The organism is Stenotrophomonas sp. YJH_SMC_48-3 (genome assembly GCF_059369375.1).
Map to the genome: position 1 here is coordinate 358,646 of NZ_JCAFSQ010000003.1, position 12,201 is coordinate 370,846.

Annotated in this window: 10 protein-coding genes; 7 read left to right on the plus strand and 3 right to left on the minus strand. The window is 68.2% G+C overall.

Annotated features, from left to right (window positions below):
- Positions 1-25 precede the first annotated feature (25 nt).
- The gene (locus AC5P65_RS06760; RefSeq protein WP_019660530.1) at positions 26-922 is read left to right on the plus strand and encodes a M48 family metallopeptidase; all 897 of its coding nucleotides are present in this window, start codon (positions 26-28) and stop codon (positions 920-922) included.
- Positions 923-1,459: 537 nt separating this feature from the next.
- On the opposite strand, the gene xseA is transcribed toward AC5P65_RS06760, so the two are convergent.
- Together xseA and queG are read right to left on the minus strand one after the other, a co-directional pair.
- The gene (gene xseA / locus AC5P65_RS06765) at positions 1,460-2,791 is read right to left on the minus strand and encodes an exodeoxyribonuclease VII large subunit (protein ID WP_111097875.1); all 1,332 of its coding nucleotides are present in this window, start codon (positions 2,789-2,791) and stop codon (positions 1,460-1,462) included.
- 44 nt (positions 2,792-2,835) lie between these two features.
- A complete protein-coding gene (queG, locus tag AC5P65_RS06770; RefSeq protein WP_111097874.1) occupies positions 2,836-3,906 on the minus strand; it encodes a tRNA epoxyqueuosine(34) reductase QueG in 1,071 nt (356 codons plus the stop codon).
- A 23-nt stretch (positions 3,907-3,929) separates the two neighbouring features.
- Between queG and AC5P65_RS06775 the strand changes: the two genes are divergently transcribed.
- From AC5P65_RS06775 to AC5P65_RS06800, 6 genes are all read left to right on the plus strand, one after another.
- Positions 3,930-5,414: an NAD(P)H-hydrate dehydratase gene (locus AC5P65_RS06775; protein ID WP_111097873.1), complete on the plus strand. Its 1,485-nt coding sequence runs from the start codon at positions 3,930-3,932 to the stop codon at positions 5,412-5,414.
- On the plus strand, positions 5,411-5,893 hold the full coding sequence (tsaE, locus tag AC5P65_RS06780) for a tRNA (adenosine(37)-N6)-threonylcarbamoyltransferase complex ATPase subunit type 1 TsaE (protein WP_019660526.1): 483 nt from the start codon (positions 5,411-5,413) through the stop codon (positions 5,891-5,893). The genes AC5P65_RS06775 and tsaE overlap by 4 nt, the downstream gene beginning before the upstream one ends.
- A gap of 82 nt (positions 5,894-5,975) precedes the next feature.
- A complete protein-coding gene (locus AC5P65_RS06785) occupies positions 5,976-7,544 on the plus strand; it encodes an N-acetylmuramoyl-L-alanine amidase (RefSeq protein ID WP_021204165.1) in 1,569 nt (522 codons plus the stop codon).
- A 160-nt stretch (positions 7,545-7,704) separates the two neighbouring features.
- The gene (mutL, locus tag AC5P65_RS06790) at positions 7,705-9,609 is read left to right on the plus strand and encodes a DNA mismatch repair endonuclease MutL (RefSeq protein ID WP_021204166.1); all 1,905 of its coding nucleotides are present in this window, start codon (positions 7,705-7,707) and stop codon (positions 9,607-9,609) included.
- Positions 9,610-9,620: 11 nt separating this feature from the next.
- Positions 9,621-10,553, plus strand: coding sequence for a DUF1684 domain-containing protein (locus AC5P65_RS06795; protein WP_021204167.1), 933 nt, complete (start codon positions 9,621-9,623; stop codon positions 10,551-10,553).
- Between the two features lies 1 nt (position 10,554).
- Positions 10,555-11,508: a TraB/GumN family protein gene (locus AC5P65_RS06800; protein WP_021204168.1), complete on the plus strand. Its 954-nt coding sequence runs from the start codon at positions 10,555-10,557 to the stop codon at positions 11,506-11,508.
- Positions 11,509-11,582: 74 nt separating this feature from the next.
- On the opposite strand, the gene phaR is transcribed toward AC5P65_RS06800, so the two are convergent.
- Entirely contained in the window at positions 11,583-12,110 is a 528-nt protein-coding gene (gene phaR, locus AC5P65_RS06805) for a polyhydroxyalkanoate synthesis repressor PhaR (RefSeq protein WP_026347074.1), read from the minus strand.
- Positions 12,111-12,201 lie beyond the last annotated feature (91 nt).

A 12,201-nucleotide genomic window follows, 5' to 3' on the forward strand; every position in this document is an offset into this window, starting at 1 on the left:
GGCGGGGCCTGCTGGACGACCCCTGATGCGCAATGATCCCTTTTCCCGCTCGCCCCAAGGTCCGCAGCGTCGCGGCCTGTTTGGCAACATCCGCTGGTGGGTGCTGCTGCTGGCCGCCGGCTATGCGCTCTTCTACTGGTTTTCCAATCGCACGGTGGACCCCTACACCGGCGAGAAGGTGATGATTGACAGCAGCCTGGACGCCCGCCAGGAGACCGCCTTGGGCCTGCAGGCCTACCAGCAGATCCTCTCGGAGGAGCCGCCGATGGACTCCAACGCGCCGATCGCCCGCGATGTGCGCGACATCGCCCAGCGCCTGATTGCCAAGGTTGATGTGGTGGAGACTGCACTGGCGCAGGAGCACGGCGTTCAGCCGGCGCATTTCGCGCGTGATTTCCAGTGGGAAGTCAACGTGATCCCATCTGAACAGGCCAACGCATTCTGCCTGCCTGGTGGCAAGATGGCGGTCTATACCGGCCTGGTGCCGGTGGCGCGCACGCGCGACGCGATGGCGGTGGTGATGGGCCACGAGATTGCCCATGCGCTGCTGCGCCACGGTGCGCAGCGGATGGCGCAGCAGAAGCTGACCCAGATCGGGCAGATGGCCGGCGCCGCCAGCGGCATGGATGCGCAGCAGCAACAGATGATGATGTCGGCGATGGGCTACGGGTATCTGCTGCCCTATGCGCGCAGCCACGAGACGCAGGCCGATGAAGTGGGACTGATGCTGGCTGCGGCGGCGTGCTTCGACCCGCGCGAGGCGGTGCCGCTGTGGCAGCGCATGGGCCAGGCCAGTGGTGGCCAGTCACCGCCGGAGTTCGCGTCGACTCACCCGAACCCGGGTACCCGTATCCAGAACCTGCAGGCGTTGATGCCGAAGGCACTCGAGTACCGGCAGAAGTTCTGCGAGCAGGCAAAGTAGGGGGTTGTTCGGCAGGGCTTGCAGCCCTGCACCTGCCGAAGCAACAGCAACAGCAACAGCAACAGCAACAGCGTGCATTCCGTGGGATGGCGGGGTGGGTCCGGTTGCGGGGGCCGCTGCAAGTACGTCCATGTAAGCTCGGTCGCCGCATCCATGCGGCTCACGCCCCCGCAACCGGACCCACCCCGCCTTCGACAGATGTCCGCGATCTGCCGGAATGGCGCTTGGGGGCAGATCCGTTTTCCGCAGGAAAACGGATCTGACCCCGAATTGATTCGATATCTGAAAGAGATTCATCCACGCATGGCGTGGATCTACCGACCGTCATCGGGACACTGTCGAGGGTGGGGCGGTGTGGCTGTGCAGGACCGTTGGCGCCATGGATGGCGCCATCGAGCCCCCAGGGATGGGTTTACGGCGTGTCCTGCACAGCCACACCACCCCGCCAAGCTATCAGCAATCCAGAGCCGCTTTCGCTGTTGCTTCGGCTGTTGCATTTGCCTCTGCAGGTGCAGGGCGCAGCCCTGCCGAACCCCTTTACTTGACCTGCACGTCGATCACGCCGTCGCCCACGCGCGCCTGCAATGCGTCGCCGGGCTGTACCTGATCGACCTGGCGCACCAGCGTGCCATCGTCACTGCGGGTCAGGATGCTGTAGCCGCGCGCTACAGTCGCCAGCGGGCTGACCGCTTCCAGCGAACGCGCCAGCCCGCGCAGGCGCAGCGCATCGCGTTCCAGCAGACGCTGCATCGCTGCCTGCGGTCGTCCGCGCAGGGCGGCCAGGCGGCGTTGCATCGTGTCGAGTTGGCGCTGTGGGTGGTGCCCGCGCAGGACCGCCGCTGCATGGCGAAGGCGCGCAGCACGGCGCTCCTGCTGCTGGTTGAACGCGGCATGCAGGCGCCGGCCCAGATCGAGCTGGCGGCGGCGCAACAGGTCCAGTCGCGCCTGCGGGCTCTGCGCGTTCAGGCGCAGCAGGGCACGGTCAGCACGTTGCATCGCCTGCTGCATCGTGTGCCGCTGCAGCTGCGCCATGCGTGCCGCGGTGCGCCGCAGGCGCAGGGCCAGTTCGCGCTGGTCCGGTACCAGCAGCTCGGCTGCCACCGATGGCGTCGGTGCACGGAGGTCGGCGGCGAAGTCGCTCAGGCTGAAGTCGGTTTCATGGCCCACCGCCGACACTACCGGGGTGCGGCTGGCGGCGATCGCACGGGCCAGTGCTTCATCGTTGAAGGCCCACAGGTCTTCCAGTGAACCGCCGCCACGGGTCAGCAGGATCACGTCGTAGCGGCCACTGGCATCGGCGGCCTGCAGCAGGCGGGTGATCTGTGCAGCGGCGCTGCTGCCCTGCACCAGGGTCGGCAGCAGGTCCACTTCCAGCAGCGGGAAGCGGCGGCCGAGCACGCTCAGCACGTCGCGCACAGCGGCGCCGGTGGGGGAGGTGATCACCGCAAGGCGCTGCACGTGCGCCGGCAGCGGCCGCTTGCGTGCCGGGTCGAACAGGCCTTCGGCCTCCAGCCGTGCCTTCAGCTCCTCGAAGGCGCGGCGCAGTGCGCCTTCGCCGGCTTCCTCCATGTGGTCCAGCACCATCTGGTACTCGCCACGGGCGTCGTACAGGGTCACCTTGCCGCGCACCAGCACGCGCATGCCTTCGCGCGGCACGAACTTCAGGTACTGCGCCTTCATCCGGAACATCGCCGCGCGCAGCTGCGCACGTGCGTCCTTCAGGGTGAAATACAGATGCCCGGAGGCGGGACGCGCCACGCTGCCCAGTTCGGCCTCGACCCAGATCGCCGGGAAGCTGCCTTCCAGCAGGTCGCGGGCCAGGGTGTTGAGCTGGCTGGGGGTGAGGATGTCGTTGTTGCGTGGCTGCATGGGAACGGCGTGCTGCGGGCGGAACGGGGGCTCAGGATCGCACGTCAGCGCACCGTGTGCTGGCCCAGTGCCCACTGCACGTGTTCACGCACCAGCGGCGAGGGATCGTCGATGCGGGTCTGCAGGGCAGCCAGCGCTTCGGCCGAGGACGGCGCATTGCCCAGCGCCACGGCGATGTTGCGCAGCCAGCGCTCATGGCCGCTGCGCCGGATCGGGCTGCCTTCGGTGCGGCGCAGGAACTCGGCTTCGTCCCAGGCGAACAGCTGGTCCAGGCGCGCGGTATCGAGGTTGTTGCGCGCGCGGAAATCGGCTTCGTCGGTACGCTTGGCGAACTTGTTCCAGGGGCAGACCAGCTGGCAGTCGTCACAGCCGTAGATGCGGTTGCCGATCAACGGCCGCATGTCTTCGGGGATGGCACCGTCGTGCTCGATGGTCAGGTAGGAAATACAGCGCCGCGCGTCCAGCCGCTGCGGGCCGGTGATCGCGCGGGTAGGGCAGACATCGATGCAGCGCGTGCAGGTGCCGCAGTGTGCCGTAGCCGGCGCATCGATCGGCAGCGGGATATCGATGTAGATCTCGCCGATGAAGAACCAGGAACCGCCGTTGCGGTCGATCAGGCAGGTGTGCTTGCCGATCCAGCCCAGCCCCGCGTTGCGCGCCAGTGCGCGCTCCAGCACCGGCGCCGAATCGACGAATACCCGGTAGCCCAGCGGTGCCACTTCATCGTTGATCTGCGTGGCCAGCTTCTGCAGGCGGTTGCGCATCAGCTTGTGGTAGTCGCGGCCCAAGGCGTAACGGGCCACGTAGGCGCGGCCCGGGTCGGCCAGGGTTGCCCAGGCTTCGGTGTCGTCCTTGTGGCTGTAGTCCATGCCTACCGAGATCACCCGCACCGTGCCGGGCAGCAGCTCGGCCGGGCGCGCGCGCAGGGTGCCGTGGCGCGCCATCCAGTCCATCGTGCCGTACAGGCCCTGGCCCAGCCAGTCGGCCAGGTGCGCCTCGTCCTCGCCCAGCTCGATGCCGGCGATGCCGCAGCGCTGGAAGCCATGCGCACGCGCCAGTTCGCGGATGCGCTGTACGGCCTGGACCGGATCGACAGGGGAGGGGGCGGGAGACATATGCACCAGTATAAAATCCCCGCATGGCCAACCTTGCCGCTCTGTTCGATTCCGCTGCCGCGCGCGCGCTTGATGCGCAGGCCTCGGCACTGGCTGCCGAGGGCGGCTGGAGCCTGATGGCGCAGGCCGGCCACGCCGCCTGGCAGTGCCTGCTGCAGCATTGGCCACAAGCGCAGCGGATCGGCGTGGTGGTTGGCGCAGGAAACAACGGCGGCGATGGCCTGGTGCTGGCCCGCCATGCACGACAGGCCGGGCGTACGGTGACGGTGATCGCCTTGCCGGGCAAGCCACCGGCGACGTCGCTGGCACAGCGTGCCGCATCGGAATTCACGTCCGGTGGCGGCACCCTCACCGATTTCGACGGCGCGCTGCCCGAGGCCGATATCTGGGTCGATGCCCTGTTCGGTCTGGGCTTCGACCGTGCGCCGGAAGGTGTGGCGCAGGCGCTGATCGCCGCCCTCAACGCGCAGGCGGCACCGGTTCTGGCGCTGGACGTCCCCAGTGGCGTCGATGCCGACCGGGGCGCCGTACCGGGCGAGGCGGTGAAGGCTGTTTTGACCCTGCAGTTCATCGTGCCGCATCGCGGGCTGTATACCGGCGATGCGCTGGATCATTGCGGGCGGAAGGCGTTGGCGCCGCTGCAGCTGCCCACGGCCGCATGGCAGGGCGTGTCACCTGCCGTGGAGCACTGGACCCAGGCGCGCTTGCCGGCACTGCTGCCGCCGCGCCGCGCCAACAGCCACAAGGGCGAATCCGGGCACGTGCTGTGCGTCGGCGGCAACCATGGCAGCGGCGGTGCCATCGCCATGGCGGCCGAGGCCGCGCTGCGTGCCGGCGCCGGATTGCTGAGCCTGGGCACCCGCCGCGATCACGTCGGCCCGTTGCTGGCGCGCCTGCCGGAAGCGATGACCCATGCGCTGGAAGACGGCGATGTGCTGCCGGCGCTGCTGGACAAGGCCAGGGTGGTGGCGATCGGGCCGGGCCTGGGCCAGGACGAATGGGCGCGCGCGCTGTTTGCGCGGGCGCTGGCCAGCGCCAAACCGCTGGTGGTCGATGCCGATGCACTGAACCTGCTGGCGCAGGATCCGCGCGCGCTGCCGGACGCCATCCTTACGCCACATCCGGGCGAGGCCGCGCGTCTGCTCGGCTGCAGTACCGCTGACATCCAGGCCGATCGCTACCGTTGTGCGCAGGCGTTGGCCGAACGCTTCCACGCCGTGGTGGTGTTGAAGGGCGCAGGCAGCATCGTGACGGCGCCCGGGCAGGCGCCACGGCTGATCGCTGCAGGCAATCCCGGCATGGCCGTGGGAGGCATGGGCGATCTGCTCACCGGCATCATCGCCAGCCTGCGCGCGCAGGGCCTGGCCGCCTTCGACGCCGCCGCGGCCGGTGCGCTGCTGCATGGGCTCGCGGGCGACGCCGCGGCCGCCGATGGCGCGCGCGGCCTGCTTCCTACTGATCTGCTGTCGCCGTTGCGGCGACTGGCCAACCCGGAACTTTCCCGATGATCGATTTCTTCCTTGCCGACAGCGATGCCACTGAACTGCTCGGGCAATGGCTGGCGGCCACGCGGCCGCCGCAGGCGCTGGTCGAATTGCGCGGCGACCTGGGGGCCGGCAAATCCACCACGGCCCGCGCACTGCTGCGCGCGCTGGGTGTCCAGGGCGCCATCCGCAGCCCGACCTACACCCTGGTCGAGCGCTATCCGCTGGCCGGCGGTGGCGAGGCCTGGCATCTGGATCTGTACCGGATCGGGCAGGCCGGCGAACTCGATTTCCTCGGGCTGGACGAGGGCAGCGCGGTACTGTGGCTGGTTGAATGGCCGGAACGCGGTGCCGGTGCGCTGCCGCCAACCGACCTGGTGGTGGCGCTGGAGATCGAGGGACAAGGGCGTCGCGTTCGTCTCACTGGCGCCAGCGACGCGGGGCATGAATGGCTGAAACGGCTTCCCCAAGGAGGCGACTTGCAGGCCATATCTGTCGGCTGACGAGAACAAACACCGGCAGGTTACGGATTATTAAGGAAAAAGGTGTTGCATTCCGTTCAGCGCGGTGATTGAATCCTGAGCCATGCGCCCGGGGAACCGTCTCATCGCCATCTGTGCCGCCGTCGGACTGGGTCTGGCGAGCGTCAGCGCGTGGGCCGGTGAAATTCGCCAGGTCCTGCTGAATACCGGTGCCACCGGCACCCGTGCCGAGATCTCGCTGGTGGGCAGTGGCGGTTACAAGACGATGTCGTTGGCCGGACCGAACCGCCTGGTGGTCGATTTCCCGGACTCCAGCGCCGTACGCAACCTGAAAATGCCAGCGGCGCAGGGCGTGGTCACCGCGGTGCGCACCGGACAGCCGGTGCCGGGTACCTTCCGTGTCGTTTTCGACCTTGCTGAATCGGTGGCGCCGTTCCGCCCACAGATGCAGCGCGAGGGCAATGAATCCAAGCTGGTGATCGAATGGCCGGGCGATGGCCCGGCCGTGGCCGCCAGCCGTCCGGCAGCGACGCCAGCGGTGCCGCCGCAGGCGCCGGCCAACACGCCCGCACCGACGCCGACGCCGGCGGAGAGCGCGCAGGCGCGTACCGATGCCGCGCGTGCCACGGCGCTGCTGACTGCCCAGGTGCGGCAGCAGGCCAGTGCCACCGCCGCCGCGCCGGCCACGCCTACCCCGGCGCCATCCACCGCGCCGGCCCAGGTCGCGGCGGCGGGTACCGTGGCCAGCAGTTCGCCTTCTTCCTCGCCGGCCGCGATCCTCGCTGGGCAGCGCACCGCAGCGGTGGTGACCACGCCGCCGGCCACGGTGCCTGCGCCGGCACCGACGCCGGTGGAACCGCCGCGCCCGGCCATGCCCAGTGATGCCTCCCGCATCCGCATGCAGGCCGGCATGCGCCATCTGGTGGTGGCCATCGATCCCGGTCACGGAGGCCAGGATCCGGGCGCGATCGGCCCGACCGGCAAGCGTGAGAAGGATGTCACCCTGGCGGTGGCGCGGGAACTGGCCCGTCAGGTCAATGCGACGCCAGGCCTGAAGGCCTACCTTACGCGCGACAGCGACGTGTTCATTCCGCTGCCGATGCGCGCGCAGAAGGCGCGTGCAAACAAGGCCGACATCTTCATTTCCATCCATGCCGACGCGGCCGAGAACCGTTCGGCCACCGGTTCGTCGGTGTACGTACTGTCGACCAAGGGTGCCTCTTCGCAGCGCGCCCGTTGGCTGGCAGACAAGGAAAACGCGGCCGATCTGGTCGGTGGCGTTCGCCTGCAGCAGACCGAGGGCACGCTTGCCAATGTGCTGCTGGACCTCGCGCAGAGCGGCTACATGAAGGCGTCCGAAGACGCCGCCGGCCACGTGCTGGGCGGCCTTAAGCGGATCGGCAACAACCACAAGCCGAACATCGAGCGCGCCAACTTCGCGGTGCTGCGTACGTCGGACATGCCGGCGATGCTGGTGGAAACCGCGTTCATCTCCAACCCGGATGAAGAGCGTCGCCTGACCGACCCGGCCTACCAGCGCAAGATCGCCGGTGCCGTGCTCGATGGCGTGCACACCTTCTTCAGCCGCCAGCCACCGCCGGGCACGCTGTACGCGGCCCGTGCCCAGGCCGAGATCGACGCCGCAGCCACCATGGCCGGCGGCAGCAAGTAATCCGCTTCCTGTAGAGCGCGGTAGAGTCGACTGTTGGTTGACTACGTGCGCAGCGCGGGGCTTTTCGGCGCCCGGGCGGAGAGCAGTCGACTGACAGTCGACTCTACCCACGGGCGCTCCGCTATCATCGACCCATGAAGTCTGCTGCCCATCATCTCCCATGAGCGCGCCCGGTCCGCGCCCGATCCGGCCCTTGCCGGAGATCCTGATCAACCAGATCGCCGCTGGCGAAGTGGTCGAGCGTCCCGCTTCGGTGGTCAAGGAGCTGGTCGAGAACGCGATCGACGCCGGTGCCAGCCGCGTAGATATCGATCTTGAAGAGGGCGGTGTACGCCTGATCCGCATCCGCGACAACGGCAGTGGCATCGCGCCGGAGCAGCTGCCGCTGGCGGTATCGCGCCACGCGACCAGCAAGATCGCCGATCTGGACGATCTTGAATCGGTGGCCACGCTCGGTTTCCGTGGCGAAGCGCTGCCGTCGATCGCCTCGGTCAGTCGCTTCACCCTGGCCTCGCGTCGCGCACATGACGAGCATGGTTCCGCGCTGCAGATCGAAGGCGGGAAGATCGGTGAGGTGACGCCGCGCGCGCATGCGCCGGGTACCACGGTGGAAGTGCGCGAGCTGTTTTACAACGTACCGGCGCGGCGCAAGTTCCTGCGCGCCGAGCGCACCGAGCTGGGCCATATCGAAGAATGGCTGCGCTCGCTGGCCCTGGCGCGGCCGGACGTCGAACTGCGCGTGTCCCACAACGGCAAGGCCTCGCGCCGTTACAAGCCGGGCGATCTGTATTCCGATACGCGATTGGCAGAAACGCTGGGCGAGGATTTCGCCAACCAGGCCGTGCGCGTGGATCACAGTGGCGCCGGCCTGCGCCTGCATGGCTGGATCGCGCAGCCGCATTACTCGCGTGCCAGCGCCGACCAGCAGTACCTGTACGTCAACGGCCGTTCGGTGCGCGATCGCAGCGTCGCCCACGCGGTGAAGATGGCGTACGGCGATGTGCTGTACCACGGTCGGCAGCCGGCCTATGTGCTGTTCCTCGAACTGGACCCGACCCGTGTTGATGTCAACGTGCACCCGGCCAAGCACGAGGTGCGCTTTCGTGATTCGCGGCTGGTGCATGACTTCGTCTATCGCACGCTGAAGGACGCGTTGGCTGATACCCGCGCGGGCATGTCGGCGCAGGAGATCGGTGCGGGTCCGGTGCATCCGGTGGACGCCGCTGCTGCATCGATGGCATCGAGCGCGGGCGCATCGGGTTTCGGGCTGGTGCGTGGGCCTGCGCCCGGTGCCGGCTCGGGCGCAGGCGGCGGTGGCTTTTCCGGCTGGCGCCCGCAGCAGCCCCTTGGGCTGCAGGTTGCTGATGCTCCGGCGGCCTACGCCGCGCTGTATGCCACGCCGGCCGGTGCCGAGCCCGGGGCGGCGCTGCCGCCGATGCCGACCGAGAACGGACTGCCGGTCACCAGTGCCGATGCCGGAGTGCCGCCGCTGGGCTATGCGATCGCGCAGCTGCACGGCATCTACATCCTGGCCGAGAACGCCGAAGGCCTGATCGTGGTCGACATGCATGCCGCACACGAACGCATCGGCTACGAGCGCCTGAAGAACGCGCACGATGGCATCGGCCTGCAGTCGCAGCCGTTGCTGGTGCCGATCACGCTGGCGGTGGGCGAGCGCGAGGCCGATACCGCCGAAAGCGAAGCCGACACGCTGGCCGCACTCGGCTTCGAAGTGACCCGTGCCGGCCCCGGTTCACTGCACGTGCGCAGCATACCGGCACTGCTGGCGCATGCCGAACCGGAAGGCCTGCTGCGCGACGTGCTGACCGACCTGCGCGAGCACGGCCAGAGCCGCCGCGTGGCCAGCGCGCGCGACGAGCTGCTGTCGACCATGGCCTGCCACGGCGCGGTGCGTGCCAACCGTCGCCTGACCGTGCCGGAAATGAACGCGCTGCTGCGCGACATGGAGATCACCGAGCGGTCCGGCCAATGCAACCACGGCCGGCCGACCTGGGCCCGTTTTTCGCTGGCGGAGATCGACCGCTGGTTCCTGCGCGGACGTTGAGGGGAGCATCGATGCGTTATCGGGGAATGGGCGGCCTGCTGGTCGCCATGGTGTTGGCCGCCTGCAGCCCCGCGCCGCCGCCGGCACCGGCTTCGGCCGCGGAGGATCCGTCCTATGCCGCCGGGCAGCAGCAGTGGCGGGTGGCACGCTATCAGGACCTTACCCGCCCGGACGGTTGGACAGCGCTGGTCGGCCTGCACTGGCTGCAGAACAGATCGCACTTTGTCGGCAGTGGCGCGACCAATGGCATCCGCCTGGCGGTGGGGCCGGACAAGCTGGGCCTGCTGCGCCGCGAAGGCAGCCAATGGTGGTTCACTCCCGAAGCCGGTACGGACGTCAGCCATGGGGGCAAACCGGTCCGCGGCCGCATCCGCATCGACACCGACAAGGATCCGCAGCCGACGCTGCTGGCCTTCGATGGTGGCAAAGGCCAGCTCAGCATCATCCGTCGCGGTCCGCGCGATGCGCTGCGGGTCAAGCACGCCGATGCGCCTGCACGCCGTGGGTTCGCCGGCCTGGAGTACTGGCCGGGCGGTCCTGACTGGCAGGTGCAGGCGCGCTTCATCGCGCACCCGCCAGGCAAGACCCTGCCGATCGTCGATATCACTGGCTTGACCACCGAGATGCCGAACGCGGGCGCGGTCGAGTTCCAGCGTGATGGCCGCAACTGGCGGCTGGAGGCGATAGGTGCACCCGGGCAGCCGCTGTTCCTGATCTTCGCCGACCGCACCAGCGGTCGCGGCAGCTATCCGGCTGGGCGTTACCTGGACACCGATGCGCCAGGCGCCGATGGTACGGTGCGCATCGATTTCAACCATGCCTACAACCCACCGTGTGCGTTCACCGCCTATGCAACCTGCCCGTTGGCGCCGCCTGAAAACCGGCTGGACCTGCGCGTGGAAGCGGGCGAGAAGGTCTACCACCTGCCTGAAGGAGAAGGCTGAGATGCCGATCAGATCACTGTTGCGTGCCGCCGTTCTGTTGGCGGCCTGTGCGCTGGCACCGCTGGTTGCAGCACGTACCCTGCAAGCCGACACCGCTGGCGCAGCGGCGGCCAGGCCGCCGGTGCCGTTGCTGTGGAAAGTGACTGGCCCAGGCGACTCACGCCTCTACCTGCTCGGTTCCTTCCACCTGCTGAAGCCGCAGGACTACCCGCTGTCGCCCGATGTCGAACAGGCGTTCGAGGCCTCACAGCGGGTAGTGTTCGAACTGTCGCCGGAAGACATGCAGTCGCCCCAGCTGGCCAGCCGCATGGTGCAGGCGGCGATCCGCACCGATGGCAGCGAGCTGAAGCGTGATCTGGATGCGGCCACCTGGCAGAAGCTGCAGGCCTTTGCTGCCGAGAACCAGTTGCCGCTGGCGCAGATGCAGGGCATGAAGCCCTGGTTCGTCGGCCTGAGCATTTCGATCGGGCAGATGCAGAAGCTCGGCCTGGACCCGGCGCTGGGCCTGGACCGCCACTTCATGGAGCGCGCGCAGAAGACCGGCCGCAAGACGGCGGGACTGGAGGACATTGATACCCAGATCGGCATGCTTGACGGAATGACGCTGCAGGAACAGCGGCAGATGCTGGCCGAAGCACTGGACCAGGCCGGCAAGGCCGATGAGCAGGCGCGGCTGCTGCATGATGCGTGGCGCCGCGGTGATGATCGCCTGCTGTGGACCAAGATGGCGGCAGAGATGCGCCAGCAGTACCCGCAGCTGTACCAGCGCATCAACACCGGGCGCAACGATGCCTGGGTGCCGAAGCTGCAGCCGTACCTGCAGGCCGGGCAGGGCGGTACGCTGGTGGTGGTCGGCACGCTGCACCTGCTGGGCAGTGATGGCGTGGTCGAGAAACTGAAGGCGAAAGGGTACAAGGTCGAGCGCGTGTGCTCGGCGTGCAAGGCGAAACGCTGACGTATCGTTGGCGCGATCCAGACAGAAACGGCGCGCCAGGGGCGCGCCGTTCTCGTGTCAGCCTGTGAAGCGGCTCAGCGGCGGGTCTTGCTGCCGGTGCCGGTGCCCGGTTCGTTCGGCTTGTTGCCGGTGCCCGTACCGGTGCCGCCCGGGCGCGGGCCACCGAAGCCGCTGCCCATGCTGCGCTGGAATTCCTGCCACAGCTCCAGGTTGCGCTCGGTCAGCTGGTTCATCATCGCCCACGGGGTCTGGCCCAGCAGGTTGCCCATCTGCTGGCGGAACTGTTGCTGCTGGTCGAGGAAGACCTGCATGCTGCGCTCCAGGTAGTTGCCCATGAAGCCCTGCAGGGAATCGCCGTAGAAGCGGATCAGCTGGCTCAGCAGCTGCGTGGACAGCATCGGTTCGCCGTCCTGTTCCTGGTCGGCGATGATCTGCAGCAGGACTGAACGGGTGAGGTCGTCGCCGCTCTTGGCGTCGCGGACTTCGAAGTCTTCACCGTCCAGGATCAGCTGGCGCACGTCCTCGATGGTGATGTAGCTGGAGATCTCGGTGTCGTAGAGACGGCGGTTCGGATACTTCTTGATGATGCGGGTCGCAGCCATGAAGCGGTACTCGTCACAGTAGACGCGCAGCATGGCGCAGTGCAGCAGCGGTTGCAACCGCCCCAGCCCCCGCCAGGCTTGGCTTTCAGGG